The following is a 21993-nucleotide window of genomic DNA, read 5'->3' as shown; positions in this document are numbered from 1 at the left end:
CTGATAAAAAAGCAGTATAGAAAAATCTATACTGCTTAAAATGATCAACACACAACCGATCCATTAAAATAACGGAGATGCTTATTTAACTCATTGTTAATTAAGTGAAAAAGTGATGTCTGCTTCTTTACATAATTGAGTCAGATTTTCTTTTAATTGTTGATTTTCCTCAGATAATAAATCAAGTTGTGGCAAACGCATATGACCACCTTCTAAACCACGCATAGTTAATGCTGATTTAAATATTGCCATATTCGCACCAGACTTAAGTGCATCACTAAATTTCACACAAAATTGTTGCCAGTGTTTCGCTTCTTGATAGTTACCTGCAATATAGGCTTTATACATATTCACAAATGGCTCAGGGAATACGCAAGCACAGCCTGAAACAGTACCATCACAACCTGCATCTAATAATCCTAAGAATAATTTGTCGTAACCATGAAGAACTGAAAAACCCTCTGCAACAGCAAGGTAACTTAATGTTGTATTGTTATCAGCAAAACTGTATTTAATCCCAATCACATTTTTACATTGTTGTTGTACTTTTGCTGCTAATTCAGGCTTGATATTATTTGCCGCACATTGTGGAATATTATACAGATAAACAGGGAAATTATCCGGCACACTGTTTGCTACTGTCACAAAATAGTTTTCTAATTCCCTGTCTGTTGCACCAAAAAATTGTGGCGTCACCACGCCAATACCATCAGCACCAATATCAACTGCGTGTTTCGCTAATTCAATAGTTTCGGTTAATGTCATTGCACCGACATGAATAAAAACAGGTAAGCGTTTATTTGCTGTTTCAACAACGGTTTTCGCAACATTTTTACGTTCTAAAGCAGATAGACGTAACATTTCTCCCGTAGTGCCACAAGGATAGAGGCAATCAACACCTTTATTAACTAGCATGTTAGTTAATGCAGATAACGCTTTAATATCCACTTGATCATTTGAATCAAACGGAGTAACCATTGCCACTGTAACGCCAAATAATTTTTTCATATTAAGACCTTTATTAAATCAGATTGCTTTAACAATAACTTTAATTGCCAACATGCCAGGATCATCTAAACCAATTGATTTTTCTGGGAACATACGCGCTCGACCTAATAAATTAGGTTTTTGACGAAATTCATTAAGCGTATTATCAATACTCTGTAAGGCTGCTGTTTTTAATTCCAATAGAGATAAAGCAGGTTTTAACGTTTCAGATAATTGATAAATAATATCCAGTACCGATTTTTGCCCCAACTCCCCTTTTCCTCTTGCCATCATGCTTTGATACGCAACCGTTAAAAGTGGTGAAATGTCGGAGGGTGCTATTTCTTGCAGTTGATTTTCTTTGCAATATTTTGCCATTGCCATAAAAGCGGTCGCTTGCAATGTACCAAAAGAAGATGCGCAGGCTTTTTGTAATGATTTACTGCATTGAAAAAGAGCTTTACTTAAATCGTCAGGCCAATCTTGTGCATCATCGGCAATTTGTCGCCATCCTTTTTGCATGGTGATCCCTAAATCACCATCACCTAAACGACTATCAGCTTCACACAGCATTGCTTGAGATTGCTCACAAGCGATAGCGATACGCAAAACCGCTTGTTTGAGCATTTCAAGTGTAATATTCATCGTTATACTCTCCAGAATGCACAATGAGCTGGCGCACTCATCAAGGCTTCTAGCTCATCATCTAACTTACACAATGTTAAGCTTGCCCCTGTCATTTCCATAGATGTGGCATAACGACCGACCAATGGATGCACAATAGTCGCACCTGTTTTATTAATCAGTTGTGCAATTTTTTTGTACAGAATATAAAGTTCTTCTAATGGCGTTGCGCCTAAAGAGTTCACTAATACAGAGACTTTATCCCCTGTTTTTAATGATAATTCTGCTTGTAGACGCTCAAACATCTCTTGTGCAATATCATCCGCACTGCGTAATTTATCACGCCAAATTCCCGGCTCTCCGTGAATGCCCATCCCCATTTCCATCTCATCTTCACCAATTTCAAAGGTAGGATGTCCTACCGCAGGTAAAGTACAAGATGTTAATGCACAACCAATCGTCCGGGTATTTTCCATGGTTTTTTGAGCAATACGTGTCACTTCATCAAGTGATGCACCTTCTTCTGCTTTGGCGCCCGCCATTTTAAAACCATAAATCATCCCAGCTACACCACGGCGTTTATGCGCCTCTTCGGGTTTTGCTGAAGCGACATCATCCGCGGCTAATACAGTTGTGCAACGAATATCATCTTCAAAATCAACCGCTTCAGTTGCCATATCGAAATTCATGACATCACCACCGTAATTGCCATAAAGTAGCAATACACCTAAACCACTATTTGCTTCACGAATAGCGTCAGCCATTAAATCTGCTGAAGGTGAAGCAAAAACATCACCCACGGCGGCAGCATCTAATAAACCTTCACCGACATATCCCGTGAATACTGGCAAATGTCCTGAACCACCGCCTGTGACAATACCCACTTTCGGTTTATCCGTTTTGTTTGAACGAGTAATTAATCTTGGCTGTGGTTGACGATAAATATGGCTATGCGCAAGGCATAAACCGGCTAATGTTTCATCGACATAATTTTCTGGCTTATTTAATATTTTTTTCATTTTATCACCCGATATTTTTATTTATCTGCTGATTTCTAACACCTTAAAAAAACGTTATTTTGCTTATTTAAGATGAGCTTTCCCTGATACTTAAAAAGTATCTTTATATTTAATTTATTTGGTATAAAAACGAGATACCTTATTTGGCTTTTAATGCACCTCTAATTTGCATAATAACAATGAGAAGAAATGCACTGGCTAATACCATCGATATAGGTCTGTTAACAAAACTAATCAAATCACCGTCAGATTTCATTAATGATGAGAGCAAATTCTTTTCTAACATTGGCCCTAATATCATGCCTAAAATAATTGGCGATATAGGAAATTTTCGTTCTTGAAGGAAATAGCCAATAACCCCCATAATTAACATAACCACAATAGAAGACATCGTATTTGTGATTGCATATGAGCCAACGATACTAAATAGGATAATTGCTGGGTAAATAATCGCATTATCGATAGCAACAATCTTTTTCAATAAATTGACAACAATAAACGCAATCGGCAGTAAAATAAGATTAGCAATAAAAAAGATAATAAAGACAGCATACAATTTATCGGGATTAAATAAAAATAACGTTGGCCCCGGTTGCATATCTTTCATATACAATACACCGATAATAATTGCAGCCGCAGAATCACCGGGAATACCAAAGACTAGAGATGGTATCCAACTTCCTGCTAAACTGGCATTATTACTGGCAGATGCATCAACAATACCTTCTTCAGAACCATGGCCATATTTCTCTGGCTTTTTAGATAATTTTTTTGAAACAGCATAAGAGATCCATGCTGCAATATCGGCTCCCGCACCGGGTAAAGCACCAATTAATGTTCCTATTATTCCGCTACGGAAAATACCGGCCTTACGTTGACGAACAACACCACCCACGCCTTTAAAGATATTGTAAGAGTTATTTTCCACATTCACTTCTGTTAGTGTAATTTGCTTTTCTTTCCAACGTTCAACGTAATATTTAATCGCACCAGAAATGGCAAATAGCCCTATCATTGCTGGAATAAAACTGACTCCCTGCATTAAAGATACTTCACCGAAAGTAAAGCGGGCTTGCCCTGTAAATTCATCATAACCTATGGTGGCTAATGCAATACCAAAGAATAATGCTAATAAGCTTTTTCTAATATGTGAGCCAGATACAATTGTTGCACAGCTTAAACCAATTAAAGATAACCACATATATTCGTAAGAGCTAAATTTTAAAGCAAACTCGGCCAATATCGGTGCTGTTGAAGCTAATATAATGGTTCCAATGACACCACCAATCACAGAGCTGGTTAATGACATGCCCAAGACACGATTTGTTTTGCCTTGTTTTACTAAAGAATGTGCATCATTAGTATAAGCTGCTGATGCAGGGGTACCTGGAATATTTAATAAAGCACCAGGAATATCACCTGCAAATATAGATGATGCTCCAACGGAAATCATTAAAGCTAAGGCTGGAATAGGATCGAGAAAAAAAGTAAATGGCACCATTAAGGCAATAGCCATTGTAGATGTTAACCCAGGAATAGCACCAACAAACAGACCAAATAAACAAGCACCAATAACGACAAGTATTGTTGTGTAATCAATATAAGCAAGTGCGCTAATTAATATATCCATACTGTTGTTCTCTATTTATGAAAATAGCTGAGGTAGCGGTACTAACAGTACAGCGGTAAATAAATAATACACACCTAACACCACTCCTGCTGAAATAATAAAACTGTATATAGGTTTTGTTGTTGCATATTTCATCATTAATGGTGCGGTAATAATTAATCCGGTTAAAATAAAACCTAAATAATCAGATGCAAGTACATAAAAAAGAATAATACTGATAATTAATAAGACGAATTTTATTTCATGCCATGTTACTAATGGAATATCACTTTCTTGTTTACGTGAAAATATATCTATTAATGAAAATATAATCATTCCACCGCCAATAATAGAAGGCATAAACGCGGCACCATATTCACTAAAATCGCCTAATGAATATGCACTATAAACAATAAGGAATAAACCAAAGAAACAAAATATGAATGATAGTATATGACGATTTAGCATAGGCATAAAAACGGCTGTTGCTCAGCCGTTCCCTCAGTTATTTCTTTATAATTTCGCCAAACTTTTTATCTTCATTGGCCATAAATTGAGTGGCATCATCGCCATATAATTCAATAACTTCAAAGCCTTGTTTATTTGCAAATTCGGCTAATTCACCAGAAACATATACTTTTTTCATGGCTGCGGTGAGTTTATCTTGCACTTCTTTATCAAGACCTTTGGGAGCAACTAACATATTCCACGCTTGCAGATCCCAATTATAAGCGGTAGCTTCTTTGAATAAAGGGACATCTGGGTAAAAGGCAGATTTCTCATTGGACATAATGGCCATATGTTTTACTAATCCCGCTTTTACCATACTGTCGGCTTCACCTAATGAAGATGTCACTATATCAACACCCCCTGATGCTAATTCTTGTAATGCCGCACTCGCACCTTGAGAAGGAATAAAGCGAATAGCATTATCTGGTAATCCAGCCGCACGCAACATACCAATAGTATTCAGATGCCAAATAGAATTTAAGCCACTGCCTGATGCTTTTAACTTACCTGGATTTGCTTTCGCATAATCAATAATTTCCTGTGCATTTTTAAATGGTGATGATTTTCCAACTTGTAATCCACCATAGATAACAGCAAGGCGTGTAATAGGTGTGTAATCTTGGTAGGTTAAATTGGTCATTCCCTGATGATGCATCATGGTAATTTCAACCGTTGCAATTCCTAGTGTATAGCCATCAGGTTTTGCATTTTTAATGGCATCATGACCCACAACACCACTCCCGCCTGTTTTATTGACCACATTAACAGTAACGCCTAATTCTTCTTGTAGCCCTTTTGCTGCTAGACGTGCAACAGTATCGGTATTACCGCCAGCAGCCCAAGGAACAACGATAGTAATCGGTTTTTCGGGGTATTGAGCGAAAGCCGGAAGTGTAAAAATGGAACTGCATAGGGTAAATGCCAGAAGTGTTTTTTTCATTATATGCACCTTTTCTCATTGCAGATTATTTGTGGCCGAATATCTTCAAGCCTTGATTTAAGGCGAGCCTGAACTTGAGAAAGGACAGGCATTGCTGTTACGCCTTTTTGTTCTATAAATGCAGAGAGGAAAGCACTGGCAAATAATACACTCTCATGCATTGTGCCTCCTGCTGCTATCTTTGATGCAAATGCACCGTTAAACGCATCTGTTGCTGCCATTGTGTCTACACGTAACGATGGCATAGGTGGAATATGGAATGTGGCTCGGCCATCAAAATAAACCACACCAAGTTTATCCATATAAATAATCACTTTCTTACTTTCGTCACCGGAAATAATACTGATAGCCTGCTTTGCATCATTAATATCGTTTATTTCAATGTCAGCCCAATGGGATGCTTGATTTGCATTTAAAGTAATAAAATCAAGATATAAATAAAGTTGTTTTAGGTTTTCGTTATAAGGTGCAACATTCAGTATGATGATTTTATTAACCGACTTAGCAAATAAGGCTGCTTTAATATTAGCTTCTATATTAATTTCACCTTGGAGTAATAACACATCGGCTTCACTTACATAAGGCAATGAAATATCAATCTCTTGATCAGAAAAGGTATTATTTGCGCCTAAATAAGTTGCTGTAATATTATTTTGTGTTTTGTCAGCTAAATAACTAATCGAACTGCCTGTTGGCTCGGTTTCTGTTTGAAAAATAGTGAAAGAATCAATACCACTTTCTTGTAAATATTTATAAGCGTATTTACTAAAATGATCTTCACCGACTTTCATTATTAAATGGACTTTAGCATCAGAAAAACTTGCTGCCATTGCCTGATTTGTTCCTTTACCACCAGGGCCTATCGAATTGCTTTTTGAATTAACTAATTCACCGACTTTCGGAAAAGATTCGACATTAGCGATAATATCCACCACAAACGATCCTAAAACACAGACTTTACCTTCTGGCTTTCTCTCTTTACGTTCTCTAACAATTAATAAGTCGTGCAATAAACATGAAATATCAAAACTATCACTGAATTTACTTATTTTTTTAATTTCTTGTTTCCCTAGTATGGCGCCACCATGACAACGTTTGATCAACCCTTCTCCTTCAAGGAATTTCAAATCACTGCGAATAGTCTCCAATGTGACACTGAATTTCTCCGCAAGCTGAGCCACTTTAACTTTTTTTTGTTCCCTGATGATGGTGTAGATTTCCTGTCGCCGTTCTTCTGAAAACATATAAAGTGCCTCCGTATCATTGATAACGAGAATAAGGAGATCGAGTCTATAATTCTGCGATGGTATTCAAAACAAAAAACCAAAAGCAGAAGCAAAACCAAATCGAAGCAATTTAGATCACATTTTTTTAACACAACATCAATTGGCATACGTTAAAAATGAGAGGTGAAACGAGTCGGATAATGAATGGTAATACAGAAAAGAGAGGTGGAATCAGCCGTTCAAAGACGGCTGATAAAATAAGGAGTAAAATTAATGCAAAAGTGATTATTTTTAAATGTAAATATTACGTTAAATAAAATCACCTTTGGTATTTAGTTTAACAAGGCATTAAGCAGATAAAAACCAACCAAGGTCAGTAAAACCACCATTAATGTACTGCGTATTTTCAATGCGAGTCCCACACACAATATGGTGCCCCATAAATAAGGGTTATCAATAATACCTTTAAATTCGCCTTTTTCTAACAGTACAATCGGTGCACAGATTGCCGTTAATAAACAAGGTGCAGAATATCCTAATGCTTGTCTGATCACTGACGGTAATTTAACGGGTACTGCGGGTTCTAGAAAGAAATAGCGTAAAAGAAAAATGACTAGCGCTAGAACTAATAATAACGACCATGTCATTTTTGCTCTCCTCTTATTCTTGCAACACAAACTGCGATAAACATACCTGTTAGCCCACCCATCACTACGCCACCCTCTATATTTAACCAACTAAAAATAATAGAGAGGCAAAAAGAGACAACAACACCCACTAACGTACTAAATGTTCTTATTAATGGAATAACAATAGCCAATAGCGTTGCAACAATTGAAAAATCAAGGTGGTAACGGGATAAATCAGAGACTTGACTTGCCATAATAATACCCACAATGCTGACAGCGACCCACACTAAATAAAAACATAATCCTGCCCCTATCATATAAGCAGGCGTTAGTTTTATTTTAGGTTGCATTGATACCGCAAAAAGCTCATCTGTAAGCAAAAAGCCGATGGTGATCCTTTGATACCATTTTAAATGAGCAACATGAGGGCGTAAGGTTAAGCCATATAAAAGATGTTGTGCGGTAATAAAAAAAACGGAAACAATAATTGTCAACATACCTGCACCAGAAACAACTAACCCTAATGTGACTAATTGCGCTGCACCAGCAAAAATAATGGCGGACATCCCAACACTTTGCGCAAAGGTTAATCCCGCATCAACCGCCATTGAACCGGCCAATATTCCCCAAGGGATCACCGCAAGGCATAATGGCATTGCATGTAAAGCACCGAGACCAAAAGCACGCATTGCTTGCCCTTTTTCATTATTATTTTTAATTTTTCCCATTAGCTTGTCTTCACTTCTAGCCTATTAATTCTATGAGGAATGATTATCAGTCAGTAAATATAAATGGGATTGTATAAAATTGCTCTTTTAATTTTTTATTACAACAAGGGGGATTTTAAAGAGGAAGATAATCGAAGCCCTTTTAAATAGTTTCCCGGTGTAACACCAATAGCGTTTTTAAAATGACGATGGAAATGGCTTTGATCTGAAAAACCACAACGTTGTGTTACATCAGTAAGTGTATGACCTAAAGAGAGTAACTGCCTTGCTTTACGAATTCGGGCTTGAATAAGCCAAGCATGGGGGGTCATACCTATTTCTTTTTTAAACTGACGTAAAAAGTGCCATGGACTTAAATTCACCATTTCAGCTAACGTGTTGAGTGAAAATTCATTTTCGGGTGTGTCATTCATTAATTCACTCACCCACTGTAACCGTTGCCCTATAGCACTTAAGGGCTTTTCTTGGGTTCTTGTTTTGCTATAACGCAAAATCAACATTGCCATTGTTGAAAGCAATAGCGATTCTTTTAAAAGATAATTATTAGGCTGTTCCAGTAATGAAAAAAGTAATAAAAGTTGCTGACTTAAACCAGGATCGTGAATAACAGCATCAGGAAACCAAGGCGTGGCACCCTGCTCTTGTTGTAGATCACGCGTTAATGTTTGCAGATATTCTGGTGTGGGATAAATAGCTTGATAAGCCCAACCAGATTCAACCGCAGAGGAGCCGGTATGAACTTCATCTGCATTAACAATAATGATATCGCCTTTAGGAGCGATATGTTCGCTTCCTGTGCGATAAAACTGCTGTGCGCCATCATCAATGACACCAATACAGAAGCCTTCATGGGTATGGCGAGAGAAAGTTTGGTGTAAATATTCAGCTTGCAGATAAGCAAGGCTATTTAGCTCAGGAAGGTGGATAAGTTTAGCCTGCTCTTGGCGCATTGAATATTGACTCCATCAACAGTAAAAATCATCAGCTTGTATCATAAACACTATACTGATGATTGCATAAAATTGCTCAGTCTTACTCATGTCGTTGATGAATTTTTGCTGGAACAAAAATTTGATGAATTTCTAAATTTTGTTGATTAATTAATCCCATAATAAGTCGGAAACAGTGTAAGGCCAGTTCAGGATTATTTTGTGCGATAGAATCTATTGGTATTGATAATGAATCATAAAGGTAATGATCATCAAATCCGGCTAAATAGACTTCATTTTGCATAATTTTATTTTGACTTAAATAACGTAATACCCCTTCTAATAAGCCACAAGCCGAAGTAAAAACAAATTTTGGTGGGCGACCTAAAGAGGCACATAAAGAGCCAAACATTTCATATCCTGAACTTGGGTGATAATGCCCATGAATAACCCACTCTGACTTTAAATCAACACTGGCTTGAGAAAGCCCTTTGGTAAAGCCTAAAAGACGATCTTTAGTGGGTGATAATGTAGATTGTCCCCCTAAAAAATAACATTCATCCATTCCTTTTGCTGAAGCAATCTCTGCAATCAGTTGTTGTGTTGAAGTTGTTGAATCCGTGACAACAAAAGGGAGTGTTGTCCCTTCAAAATAACGGTCGAATAACACAACCGGAATTTGCTGACTTAAACGTTGATATTCAAAATCATTTTGTAAACAAGATGCTACAATTAAACCATCGATTTGTCGTGATAATAGGTGTTCTATTGCCAGTGTTTCTTGAGCGGCATTTTCATCAGTGCATGAAATAAGTAACTGAATTCCCGCATCCCTACACAATATTTCTAACTCGTATGCCACAGAAGCAAAACCGTAGTTAGTAATATCAGGAATAACCAATCCTAACGCATAACTACGATTATCTCGTAAAGAACGAGCATGTATATTCGGTTTATATTGATATTGTTCCGCAATAGCCGTAATTCGCGCGATCGTATCATCAGAAACTCGCATCTCTTTACCACGCCCATTTAATACCAAACTGGCCGTTGTTTTGGAAACGCCTGCTAATTTTGCAATGTCTGTAATAGTGGTACGTTTTTGTTTTTTCACTGTAATTCCACTTAATATCCGTTCGCTGAACTGATGTTATTTTATTGTTTTAGATTCTTTTATTTAACTGTTCATATTCAACTGGGCAATGCATCATTTAATTGCCAAGTTGTTAGCGTAATCATCTCGTTACCTGAAAACGTGATTGTTTGTTTTTCTGAAGGAAAAAAACGACTGCTCATTACACCAATACCGTGATTAAAGAAAATCTCTACACTGGAACTATCACATAATATTTGAAGGTGTTTGATATCACCAGACCAAAAACGTGACTGCCATTCCCCATTTTTTAAGCTGCGACGTTTTAATATCGCTTGGTTTTTTTCAATAATTAACGCAAGAGTATCAGAAAAACAGATGTTAATAGAGCCAAATAGTTGCACCTCTAACTCAATTGAAAAATCGTTAATATCAGGAGCATTATCCGCAAGGCCTTGCCAATATGTTGGCTTTTGTCTGAGTTGCTGTAATTCTTTTATGGGTTGTTGAGAAAGCTCTCCTTCTACTATTTGTAATTCACGAGGACAGGTCATTTGATGTATCCAGCCATTTGCAATCGTCGGCTGATACATTTCTTCACCATCAGGAACGCCCATCCAACCAAATAATAAACGTCTGCCATTGGCTAATGTTGTTTGAGGTGCATAAAACTCAAACCCCGCATCTAGTTCGATTAAATCACCATGCTGAAATTGCAATGTTGAATAATCAAAATCCCCTATTAAATAAGCACTAGAATGCGAATTTAAAAATCGTAGTGGCTCTCTTTTTATACCTTGGGGACAGGTTAATAAAATAAAGCGATCACCTAGTTCAAAGAGATCTGGGCATTCCCACATATAACCCGCATCAGCTAATCCGCCTAAATAGCTTCCTGCTAATTCGCTGACTAATTGCCATTGATATAAGTGAGATGCACGATAGAGTAAAACTTTACCCTGTTTATCTAAGTTTTGTGCGCCTAATACCATGTACCAGACATCATTATATTGCCAAATTTTAGGATCACGTACATGCCCTGTATAACCTTCAGGAAGCCCTAAAATAGGCCCTAATTTATCAAAACCACCTTGCTGATTTTCAACAGCTAAACATTGCCATGCTGTGCGAGAGCCATTTTCAAATTTTACATTGCCAGTATAACAGAGCGTTAACTGCCCTTTATTGCTCACTGCACTGCCAGAATAACAACCATCTTTGTCATAAAACTCATCGGGCAGTAAAGCTATAGGTTGATGTTGCCAATTAATGAGATCTTTTGAACGCCAATGGCCCCAACATTTATGTTTATGTTCACAAGACAAAGGGTTCCACTGATAAAACAGATGATAATATTCACCATCAAAACAAAATCCGTTTGGATCATTTAATAACCCTGTTACTGGCGCTAAATGCCAACGTGGATAATATTTATCTTTTATAACGTTAGCGCTATTACGCATAACCGCCTGTAAGATCGTAGACAACCCTTTATTTTTATTCATTTATGCAGACTCCACTTTATATTTTAGTAAAAGAGAGAGAACAAATGCAGTGACAAAGGCAATCACCAACCCAATAATATAATTGGTGATCGAGCCAGCTTGTACAATCGCAATACCAGGGATCGCCGTTAATCCAACGGCTGTCATATAAACATGCGAGCCAACGACCCACGCCCCCCCCGCCGCACCGCCAATCAATGCAGCAATAAAAGGTTTTCCATAACGTAAATTAATCCCAAAAATGGCAGCTTCTGTAATACCTAACATGGCAGAAAAACCAGAAGGGATCGTAATGGCTTTAATTTTCGCATCATTGGTTTTAAACCAAACCGCAATACAAGCACCACCTTGAGCAATATTCGCCATTGCCCAAATCGGTAATAAAAAGTTAACCCCAATATTAGGGTTACCTAATAAACCCGCTTCGACAGCATGAAAACTGTGATGAATACCCGTAATAACAATTACAGAATAAAGGCCACCAAAAATCAGCCCTGCTATCCAACCCGCTTGTGTAATTAAGGTGCTTAATAGTAATGAAATACCATCACCTAAAAGGCGACCAACAGGTCCTATGACTAATAACGCCACAAAGCCCGAAATAATAACGGTTAAAAATGGCGTGATAATTAAATCGAGTGCATTAGGAACAACTTTACGTAATTGTTTTTCCAATACACTCATAAACCAAACGGCAAGCAAGACTGGAAAAACCGTCCCTTGATAACCAATCATTGCCACTTCTAACCCAAAGAAGTTCATGGTGTTAAAACCCGCAGCCACACCCCATGCGTTAGTTAATGCAGGATGCGTTAAAATTCCGCCCAACGTTGCACCTAGATAAGGGTTTCCACCAAACTCTTTTGCCGCTGTAAAACCAATTAAAATAGGGAGAATAATAAAGGCGGCTGAGCTACACATCTCTAGCATAATATACAGTGCATTATCAGCGCTTACCCACTGGTTAGTTTTCATTAACCCGAGTAGTCCCATTAATAAACCTGACGCCACAATTGCAGGAATAATAGGCACAAAGATATTAGAAAGTAGTCTCGCTATTCGTTGAAATGGATTAAGTTTTTTCGCTGCAATATTTGCTGCTTCAGATTTACTTGATTCACCAATACCCGCGGCAGCAATAAAGGCAGCATGCACTTTATTGACTAAGCCAGTACCAAAAATCACCTGAATTTGCCCTGCATTACTAAAACACCCTTTTACACCTTCTAATTTATTGATTGCCTCTTTGTCTGCTTTCGTGTCATCGACTAAAACGAGTCTTAAACGGGTAGCACAATGCGCCGCACTGGCAATGTTTTCAGCACCTCCCAATAACGGCACTAGCTGGCGAGCAATATTCTCAATATTCATCATAGCCTCTGTAGTCTTATTTTGTTTATAAACGATTATTAATGATAACCAAAAAACTAAAACGGTTTAGCTGATAATTTGATTAAATAAAAACCTATCCGAAATGGCAATAAAAATACGGATAAATCAAGTTTATTTGTGATCAAAACGACAAAAAAGAGGATTTAGCCATCATATTTTGATGATAAAAAAAGAGGGGATAAAGGAATAGCTAAACAACAAAATTATTGTTTAGCTAATTAAATTAGCATTATGTTAAATAATTATAGTTTAGAAAAAAATATTACGAATATTGATTTTACTCGCGAATTATCCAATAAAATCTTAGGGATAGTGTCTTATTATTCTACTTATTCGTTGTTATCAGTAACATTATAACACTTTATCAATCGTTATATATTTAGTTATACAAAGAAAATAATCAAATGATTAAGTTTAACTAATACAAAAACTTAAGATGACCTTAAAAACTGGTAACGCTTGTAATAAATCACTTTTCTTTGATGTAAAGCAACTACAACTTTTAGAAAATACGTAGTATCCACATTAACAGTTGGGTTTTATTACCTACGTTAAAGTGCTTATTTTTTAACAACAATAACAATAATTATTTCTCTATAAGCTTGTTAGCTTCTGTTTTTTCTTAAAAATATAAATAATCAAGTGAGTAATGTATGAAAAACATCAAAGAGATGGCGTTACTTTCCACCCCTTTATCTCGCCGCCATTTTGTAAAAACGGGTGCGGCAGGTGGTTTAGCCATAACCGCGGGTGGATTATCGCTCCCTTTTAATCAAGCCGTTGCCTCTGAAACAACATCAACAACAAATAGTGAAAAAGTGGTATGGAGCGCCTGTACCGTAAACTGCGGGAGTCGTTGCCCATTACGTATGCATGTGGTTGATGGTGAAATTAAATATGTCGAAACTGACAACACCGGCAATGATATCTACGAAGAATTACACCAAGTTCGAGCCTGTTTACGGGGTCGTTCTATGCGTCGCCGAGTTTACAACCCAGACCGTTTACGTTATCCAATGAAACGTGTTGGCAAACGAGGTGAAGGTAAATTTGAACGTATTTCATGGGAAGAAGCGTTTGATACGATTTCAGATACCATGAAACGTTTAATAAAAGATTATGGTAATGAATCGATTTATCTAAATTATGGTACAGGCACATTAGGTGGCACCATGACTAAGTCTTGGCCACCCGGTGCTACCTTAATTGCTCGCTTAATGAATTGTTGTGGTGGTTATCTTAATCACTATGGTGACTATAGTACGGCGCAAATCGCGGCTGGCTTAAACTATACCTATGGTGGTTGGGCAGATGGTAATAGCCCTTCAGATATTGAAAACACCAAACTTGTCGTGATGTTTGGTAATAATCCAGGCGAAACACGTATGAGTGGTGGCGGTGTCACCTATTACGTTGAGCAAGCGCGTGAAAAATCTGATGCAAAAATGATTATCATCGATCCACGCTATACCGATACGGGTGCAGGCCGTGAAGACGAATGGATCCCTATTCGTCCTGGTACAGATGCCGCATTAGTCAATGCGTTAGCGTATGTCATGATCAAAGAAGACTTGGTCGATAAGCCTTTCTTAGATAAATATTGCGTAGGTTATGATGAAACTACCCTGCCAGAAGGTGCACCAAAGAATGGTCACTATAAAGCCTATATTTTAGGTGATGGCGCAGACGGTCAACCCAAAACGCCAGAATGGGCAGCACAAATTACAGGGATCCCTGCTTCACGTATTGTGAAATTGGCGCGTGAAATTGCGTCAGCAAAACCCGCTTACATCACCCAAGGTTGGGGCCCTCAACGCCGTTCAAATGGTGAATTAGCCTCTCGTGCGATTGCGATGCTCTCTATTTTAACCGGTAATGTGGGAATTAACGGCGGTAATACTGGGGCTCGTGAAGGCTCTTATAGTATTCCTTTTGTTCGTATGCCAACCTTCTCCAATCCTGTTACCACCAGCATTTCAATGTTTATGTGGACGGATGCCATTTTACGTGGCCCAGAAATGACCGCAACCCGTGATGGTATTCGTGGTAAAGACAAACTTGACGTACCGATTAAAATGGTCTGGAACTACGCAGGCAACTGTTTAGTTAACCAACATTCTGAAATCAATCGTACTCACGATATTTTGCAAGACGATAAAAAATGCGAAATGATTGTGGTGATCGATAACCATATGACTTCATCTGCTAAATATGCCGATATCTTACTGCCTGATTGTACTGCATCAGAGCAGATGGATTTCTGCATGGATGCATCTGCCGGTAATATGGCATATGTCATTTTTGCAGATCAAGCAATCAAACCGCGTTTTGAAAGTCGTAATATTTATGAAATGACGAGTGAAATAGCAAAACGTATGGGGGTAGGTGAAAAATTCACTGAAAACCGCACTCAAGAAGAGTGGCTACGTCACCTTTATGAACAATCTCGTCAAAATGTACCTGAACTTCCTACTTTTGAAGTGTTCCGCGCTCAAGGTATTTTCAAAAAACGTGACCCTGAAGGTCATCACGTTGCTTATCGTAAATTCCGCGAAGACCCTGACAATAATCCATTAACGACACCATCGGGCAAAATTGAAATTTATTCATCTCAACTTGCTGAGATTAAAGCAACATGGGAATTAGACTCAGACGATGTGATTGATCCACTGCCAGTTTATTCTGCTGGGTTTGAAAGTTATGGTGACCCCGCAATGAAAAAATATCCATTACAAATGACCGGTTTCCACTATAAATCACGTACTCACTCTACTTATGGCAACGTGGATGTCTTAAAAGCATCCTGCCCACAAGAAATGTGGATAAACCCGGTAGACGCCTCTAAGCGCGGTATTAAACACGGCGATTTAGTGCGTATTTATAACGATCGCGGTGAAGTTCGGATTAATGCAAAAGTGACACCTCGTATTTTACCGGGTGTTGTCGGCTTAAGTGAAGGGGCTTGGTATAACCCAGATAGCAACCGCATTGATCATGCAGGTAGCATTAACGTGTTAACGACACAACGCCCTTCGCCACTTGCTAAGGGTAATCCTTCTCACAGTAATCTTGTTGAAGTCGTCAAGGCGTAAGGAGTCTGGTTATGTCAACGCAATATGGTTTTTATATTGATTCAAGTCGTTGCACCGGCTGCAAAACCTGTGAACTGGCGTGCAAGGATTTTAAAAATTTATCCCCAGAAGTTAATTTCCGCCGTATTTATGAATATGCAGGTGGTGATTGGACAGAGCAAGATGGCGTTTATACACAAAACGTGTTTGCTTATTACTTATCAATTTCGTGTAACCACTGTGATGATCCTGCTTGTGCAAAAGTTTGCCCAAGTGGTGCAATGCACAAACGCGAAGATGGTTTTGTTGTCGTGAATGAAGAGATTTGCATCGGTTGCCGCTATTGTCATATGGCTTGCCCTTATGGCGCACCGCAATTTGATGAAGTCAAAGGTCATATGACCAAGTGTGACGGCTGCTATGAGCGGGTTGCTGAAGGCAAAAAACCAATTTGTGTCGAATCTTGCCCACTGCGCGCATTAGATATGGCACCAATTGAAGAATTACGCGCAAAATACGGTGATTTAGCTGAAATCGCCCCACTTCCTTCAGCTAAATATACCAAGCCAAATATTGTCCTTAAATTAAATGCCAATAGCCGTCCTGTGGGTGATACCACTGGTCATCTGGCAAACCCAAAGGAGGTGTAAGATGGTGGGATTGCATGAATGGCCACTGATGTTCTTTACCGTTATCGGTCAAAGTGTCGCAGGCGCTTTTATTATTATGGGATGCGCTATCCTTTCGGGTAAGCTTTCCCTCGAAATGAACCGAAAAGTACATTACAGCATGTTTGGTCTTTGGGCATTAATGGGTATTGGTTTTTTATTATCCATGATGCATATGGGCACCCCATTACGTGCCTTTAATTCGTTGCTTCGTTTGGGCCACTCTTCATTAAGTAATGAAATTGCCAGCGGTTCAATTTTCTTTGCGCTCGGTGGTATTTACTGGTTATTGGCTGTGCTTAATAAGATGCCGGCTGCATTAGGTAAATTATGCGTCGCGCTAGTTATGGTATTGGCTGCGTTATTTATTGCTGCAATATCTCGCGTATACCAAATTGATACTGTTCCAACGTGGTATAACAGCTACACCACATTTAATTTTGTATTAACTGCCTTTATCGGTGGCCCTATTTTAGCGGCACTTTTACTGCGTATTGCAGGTTTTAACCTCAATTGTGTCAGTGCATTACCATTATTAAGTGTTATCGCGATTGTTGTGAGTGCCATTGTGGCAACATCACAAGGCTTTGAATTAGGTTCTATTCAAACCTCTGTACAAAAAGCAGTGGATTTAGTGCCTAACTATGGTGCGTTAATGGGAATTAAATTAGTGGCTTTAGTTTTAGGCTTAAGTTGCTGGATTACACCACTTCTGCGTAAAAATAACCCATCTGTTGCTTTATTAGCATTGGGCTTTATTTTTGTGTTTGCCGGTGAATTTATCGGACGCGGTGTGTTCTATGGTTTACATATGACTGTCGGTATGGCGGTTGTAGGTTAATTAAAGACTGATCCTTTAAACCGCTGTAATAGTAAAAAGCATGTACTTTTTATCTGTTATGGCGGTTTTCCTTTTATAATGCGGTATCACTCTTTTTTAATCTTCGTCATTATGTTTAGATAGAAAATCGCATATAGTAAAGACAATAAATCTAAGCGGATTATAAAAATATTATGGAACAACAACTTATTACTGACATTTCTCTCACCGCCCGTATTTTAGGTGCAGCATTTTATTATGCACCGACTGAAAAAAGTGACATTGTCGATCTACTATCTAGTCAAAAGTGGGTTGAAGAATGGCCTTATGGCAGCGATGAAGAAAAGCAACGTATTGCAAGTCTACTTTCACAAACCTCATTCAATGAAGAAACTTTAGCGCAAGCTTATCAACGTTTATTTGTAGGGCCTTACGCATTACCTGCGCCACCTTGGGGTTCTGTTTACCTTGATCATGAGAATGTATTATTTGGTAATTCAACATTAGATTTACGTGAATGGATGCTAGAAAATGGTATTGATATTGCGTTAACTCAAAATGAGCCTGAAGATCACTTTGGTTTAATGGTGATGATGGTGGCTTGGATTGCAGAAACGCGCCCTGAAAAACTCAATGAATTATTAGCAGAACATCTTTTACCTTGGGGTTATCGCTATTTAGAGAAGCTGTCTTTACAAGGCGCATTCCCTTATTACGAAGGTTTAGCCATGCTGGCCACATTAACACTAAAAAGCTGGCAATCGCAGTTAAATGTTATCCCTGCTGAAAAGCAGTTATTTTGTTAATCGCAAAATAAACTTGATTAAATAAACCAGCCTTAACGGCTGGTTATTATGGTATCACTTTAAAAAATGGCTAAATTCATACTGACCTAATACATTCTTTTAGATAACACCTAAATTAATCATTTTTTCGATTATCCCTTTTTTAATATCATTATTTTCTAACAAGATAGAAGTAGAAGTACCTTTGCTGAAAATAATTCCAACTATATTGATAATCTCTAAAAACTCGTCTTTTTCATCCAATAAATTAAGTAATAACGGCTATTTAGATGTTGGTATAAATTAACCAACTTCTTGCTTGTATAAAATATACATACCTAATCCTCGTAAAATTTCACCTGACCAGAATCCATAAAACATGCCATTATCGCTGCCTATTCTTACCGCAGGAGACCAACTGCCATTCATTGGGCTTGTTGGAGACACAACCTGATAGTGTTCAATAAGTTCAGTCACCGATTTTTCAATAATCCAATCTAATTTACTGTTTTTACATCCAGACATTGCAGCAAAACAAAGACCACATAGCCATAATCCTGTCATATGACCGACAAATTTTCGATTTTCAGGTGGTAAGGAATCCGCAGGAAACTCACACGGAAACCCCCCGACTTTTTCAAAAAAGTTAATGAGATAGGTAACCCAATTATTGGTAAATTGAATGAGGTTTTCAGGGGCTTTTTTATGGTTCGAGGTTAGTTCATACCATGCTCTAGCCGCAGACGCGAATGCTCGTGGCTGATAACCAGCCCATGCATCGCTCCCCCAATGATTAAAAATAAAAGTATCGGCCTCACCATACTCAATATTATCCCAACGGTTCCATACGTAGGCCATTGCAACCGGCCCTGTTACCTTAAATTTATCTTCATAAGCTTTTTGAGCATCAAAAAGAAACTGGCACATGTTCTCTAAATGCGTTTGTGCGTTATCTTCATGAATATATATAAAAGGATGTTGATAACCGGGATAAGGTAATCCACGCCATGAATCAAATTGGGATGAGTCTTTTGTGGAATTATTGGAAAAAGGAATAATACCTGGTGTATAAGCAAGTTTATTGAGGTCATTATAACTAATATCACAATCACCAATTAGTCCTTCAAAACTTTCATTACCCGATAAGGTTATTGAAAATTTATGTGTCCAACCGTCAAGATCGTTAAAACGAATGGGTATATCGTTAAAGCAATACCACACAATTTCTGAATCATTGTCTGATCCAAAATCATTTACCGCTAAAGTGATACTGGATACGGCTTGTAGAGTGGGATGCTTCGGCTTAGTTTCGTTATTTGAGTGATAAGGCTGATAAGTCGTTAATATGAGTGATTCAGATGTTAATTGAAGCGTAGACCACTTACCTTCTGTTATAGGTAATTTCCAATACCAACGCCAAAGAGACACATCATAAATAATAATTTCCCATTGATTCTTATCTAATTTATATGTAAAAGATGTAGGTATAGCCTTTCCTTGGTTGGTTAGCCAAAACCCTATCATTATTTTACTGTCATCTTTTATTACTATGTGTTGGACAACAGCCGAACGACCATCAATAACATTATCTTCAAAATAAAATGAAGTCTCAATATCCTCACTAAGTTTGACGTACCCTACATCATTAACAGTAAGGTATTCAATACTCTCATTTTTTTGAATAAGTGAGCTTACATTGAATTCATACTTTATAACATTATTATTGGAAGATGTATCAGGAAGCGGTAAAAACCAGTTTTGTATAATATTACTATTTCTCTGCGGAATAATTTCCATATTAATTCTGACTTTTAAAGGTTCTTTATTTTTATCTACACCTCCCACATTAATTGTTATTTTAGCGTCTTTATCAATTTTCTTTGAAATACTTTGTTGTTCTAAAGTAACTGAGGCATCTCTATCCGTTTTAATTCTAATAAATCCCTGTTTATCTCTATCAAAAGAAATATGACAATTTTTAGGATAGTGATATTCGTAAGAGATCCCATCCGTAAATGGTGTTAATTCAGTTGTCGATTGTCGGAAAAACTTATCATCAGAATCAATATTTGCATATCGCATACACATTAATGCACAATTTCGCCAAACTAACCAATAATGGCGCTCGTTGGTTATTTTCCATAATGTATAACTTGCCTCTAAAAACCACTCTTCAGCATCTGCTGCATTCCCATAATTTTGCTTATCTAAAATAGGAATATTCAGCGGTCGATTATGCCATGCCATATTTCGTTTTATAAGAAAACCACCTTGTTCTACAGGCTGAATATTTGCATGGCATAATTTCCATAATCCATTAATCGGTAAGACCATTTTTACACAACCTTTAGGTTCAACCGCTTTTTCTTCTAAAATATTGCCTTGATGATCAATTTTACGTCCATACAAATCAACCAACCATGCTAATTTAACAGACTCACCTTTTTGGCCCCAATTAATACTTCCATCCTTATTAAGACCAATAACTCTGGCATTGATATTGGGATATGACAATTTACCTCGATAAGCTTGTGTCACTATATCAAGGTACTCTCCCCAATAAGGGGCACCGTGTGGTATTTGGCAAATACCATCGGTAAACATAATTTCAGTATCAATGAATCCTGAATTTGTAGGCTCATCAAAATTAATTGGCCAGTTGGATAAAGTCGGTTCTTTGCCGTTTATGATCCATTGACTTAACCATCTATCATGAGGAGGATCGGGTATTGCTTGGCCCTGATAGAAATGTTTAATATAAGCATCAAAACAGCTAATTGCTTTATCTAACCAATAACTATCTTTCGTTGCTTTATATACGTAAAGATACCCTAAAATTTGTAATGATTGCCCTTCTGTTGTTGCATCTCCATTAGGTTGAGATTCTAAACGTGTATATCCAAGGGTATGTCTATTATTTGATAAAACACTATCAGGATTAAAAACAAAATGCTGTTTGCTTCTATCAATGGTTAATCCGGTATTATTATCTAAAAAATATTGATGCCCAAACAATAAATTATAAACGGACATTAAGTTCTCATCCTGATACATGCATACCTCCACCAATAAATCGCCCCAACCATTTCCCGTTAAGTGCAATAAACTGAATCATATCAATAGCATTCTTATTCCATGACAAAACAGGATTACGGCCTAAAGGCCATAAAACATCATTAAAAAAAGTAATTTTATTTGCACCTGAACCTTGGGTTATATGAAGTAAAATCTGAGCACCCGATATTGGTGTTGGAAGTTGAATAATCGTTATTGGTTCATTAAGTATCGTGGTATACCACGCGTTTACAGAGTAAGGTAAATATAATTTATCTCCGTTCGGTTTAATATCCATAATATCTATACCAATATATTCTTCTTTATTAACTTTTCTTTCTCTTGTTACTTTTTTTAAAATTTTTATTATTTTCATAAATTCAACCTTATTTAAATCATTATTT

Annotated in this window: 19 protein-coding genes; 4 read left to right on the top strand and 15 right to left on the bottom strand. The window is 37.5% G+C overall.

Annotated elements, in window-relative coordinates:
• Positions 1 to 96: 96 nt before the first annotated feature.
• From INT39_RS00860 to INT39_RS00800, 13 genes are all read right to left on the bottom strand, one after another.
• Positions 97 to 1008 carry a dihydrodipicolinate synthase family protein gene (locus INT39_RS00860; RefSeq protein WP_193015316.1) on the bottom strand — a complete coding sequence of 304 codons (912 nt, stop codon included), beginning with the start codon at positions 1006 to 1008 and terminating at the stop codon, positions 97 to 99.
• An 18-nt stretch (positions 1009 to 1026) separates the two neighbouring features.
• The gene (locus INT39_RS00855) at positions 1027 to 1632 is read right to left on the bottom strand and encodes a dihydroxyacetone kinase subunit L (RefSeq protein WP_226894001.1); all 606 of its coding nucleotides are present in this window, start codon (positions 1630 to 1632) and stop codon (positions 1027 to 1029) included.
• Between the two features lie 2 nt (positions 1633 to 1634).
• Positions 1635 to 2630, bottom strand: a complete 996-nt coding sequence (locus INT39_RS00850; protein ID WP_193015315.1) for a dihydroxyacetone kinase subunit DhaK — start codon at positions 2628 to 2630, stop codon at positions 1635 to 1637.
• Between the two features lie 139 nt (positions 2631 to 2769).
• Positions 2770 to 4260, bottom strand: a complete 1491-nt coding sequence (locus INT39_RS00845) for a tripartite tricarboxylate transporter permease (RefSeq protein ID WP_193015314.1) — start codon at positions 4258 to 4260, stop codon at positions 2770 to 2772.
• Between the two features lie 15 nt (positions 4261 to 4275).
• The gene (locus INT39_RS00840; RefSeq protein ID WP_226944508.1) at positions 4276 to 4707 is read right to left on the bottom strand and encodes a tripartite tricarboxylate transporter TctB family protein; all 432 of its coding nucleotides are present in this window, start codon (positions 4705 to 4707) and stop codon (positions 4276 to 4278) included.
• Between the two features lie 37 nt (positions 4708 to 4744).
• Positions 4745 to 5689: a tripartite tricarboxylate transporter substrate binding protein gene (locus tag INT39_RS00835; RefSeq protein WP_193015312.1), complete on the bottom strand. Its 945-nt coding sequence runs from the start codon at positions 5687 to 5689 to the stop codon at positions 4745 to 4747.
• A complete protein-coding gene (locus INT39_RS00830) occupies positions 5689 to 6933 on the bottom strand; it encodes a PfkB family carbohydrate kinase (RefSeq protein ID WP_193015311.1) in 1245 nt (414 codons plus the stop codon). Before INT39_RS00830 ends, INT39_RS00835 begins: the two co-directional genes overlap by 1 nt.
• 314 nt (positions 6934 to 7247) lie before the next feature.
• Positions 7248 to 7562 carry an AzlD domain-containing protein gene (locus INT39_RS00825; protein WP_193015310.1) on the bottom strand — a complete coding sequence of 105 codons (315 nt, stop codon included), beginning with the start codon at positions 7560 to 7562 and terminating at the stop codon, positions 7248 to 7250.
• The gene (locus INT39_RS00820; RefSeq protein WP_226894000.1) at positions 7559 to 8272 is read right to left on the bottom strand and encodes an AzlC family ABC transporter permease; all 714 of its coding nucleotides are present in this window, start codon (positions 8270 to 8272) and stop codon (positions 7559 to 7561) included. The genes INT39_RS00825 and INT39_RS00820 overlap by 4 nt, the downstream gene beginning before the upstream one ends.
• Positions 8273 to 8370: 98 nt before the next feature.
• Positions 8371 to 9222: an AraC family transcriptional regulator gene (locus INT39_RS00815; RefSeq protein WP_109408170.1), complete on the bottom strand. Its 852-nt coding sequence runs from the start codon at positions 9220 to 9222 to the stop codon at positions 8371 to 8373.
• Positions 9223 to 9304: 82 nt separating this feature from the next.
• Positions 9305 to 10315 carry a LacI family DNA-binding transcriptional regulator gene (locus INT39_RS00810; protein WP_193015309.1) on the bottom strand — a complete coding sequence of 337 codons (1011 nt, stop codon included), beginning with the start codon at positions 10313 to 10315 and terminating at the stop codon, positions 9305 to 9307.
• A gap of 77 nt (positions 10316 to 10392) precedes the next feature.
• The gene (locus tag INT39_RS00805) at positions 10393 to 11799 is read right to left on the bottom strand and encodes a sucrose-6-phosphate hydrolase (RefSeq protein WP_193015308.1); all 1407 of its coding nucleotides are present in this window, start codon (positions 11797 to 11799) and stop codon (positions 10393 to 10395) included.
• The gene (locus INT39_RS00800) at positions 11800 to 13170 is read right to left on the bottom strand and encodes a sucrose-specific PTS transporter subunit IIBC (protein ID WP_193015307.1); all 1371 of its coding nucleotides are present in this window, start codon (positions 13168 to 13170) and stop codon (positions 11800 to 11802) included. It lies immediately after the preceding gene.
• Between the two features lie 674 nt (positions 13171 to 13844).
• On the opposite strand from INT39_RS00800, the gene dmsA reads away from it, so the two are divergent.
• From dmsA to dmsD, 4 genes are all read left to right on the top strand, one after another.
• Positions 13845 to 16283, top strand: a complete 2439-nt coding sequence (gene dmsA, locus INT39_RS00795; protein WP_193015306.1) for a dimethylsulfoxide reductase subunit A — start codon at positions 13845 to 13847, stop codon at positions 16281 to 16283.
• Positions 16284 to 16294: 11 nt separating this feature from the next.
• On the top strand, positions 16295 to 16912 hold the full coding sequence (locus tag INT39_RS00790) for a DMSO/selenate family reductase complex B subunit (protein WP_193015305.1): 618 nt from the start codon (positions 16295 to 16297) through the stop codon (positions 16910 to 16912).
• Between the two features lies 1 nt (position 16913).
• Positions 16914 to 17771 (top strand): DmsC/YnfH family molybdoenzyme membrane anchor subunit, encoded by an 858-nt coding sequence (locus tag INT39_RS00785; protein WP_193015304.1) that lies wholly within the window; start codon positions 16914 to 16916, stop codon positions 17769 to 17771.
• 173 nt (positions 17772 to 17944) lie between these two features.
• Complete coding sequence (dmsD, locus tag INT39_RS00780; protein ID WP_193015303.1) at positions 17945 to 18556, top strand: Tat proofreading chaperone DmsD; 612 nt, start codon at positions 17945 to 17947, stop codon at positions 18554 to 18556.
• A 282-nt stretch (positions 18557 to 18838) separates the two neighbouring features.
• On the opposite strand, the gene INT39_RS00775 is transcribed toward dmsD, so the two are convergent.
• Positions 18839 to 21589, bottom strand: coding sequence for a phage tail protein (locus INT39_RS00775; protein ID WP_193015302.1), 2751 nt, complete (start codon positions 21587 to 21589; stop codon positions 18839 to 18841).
• Positions 21576 to 21965: a hypothetical protein gene (locus INT39_RS00770; RefSeq protein WP_193015301.1), complete on the bottom strand. Its 390-nt coding sequence runs from the start codon at positions 21963 to 21965 to the stop codon at positions 21576 to 21578. Before INT39_RS00770 ends, INT39_RS00775 begins: the two co-directional genes overlap by 14 nt.
• Positions 21966 to 21993: the final 28 nt, after the last annotated feature.

The sequence above is a fragment of the Pseudomonas sp. FME51 genome (assembly GCF_014897305.1).
Note: the sequence above shows the minus strand (reverse complement) of the source record. Positions and strands in the feature narration are given on the sequence as shown.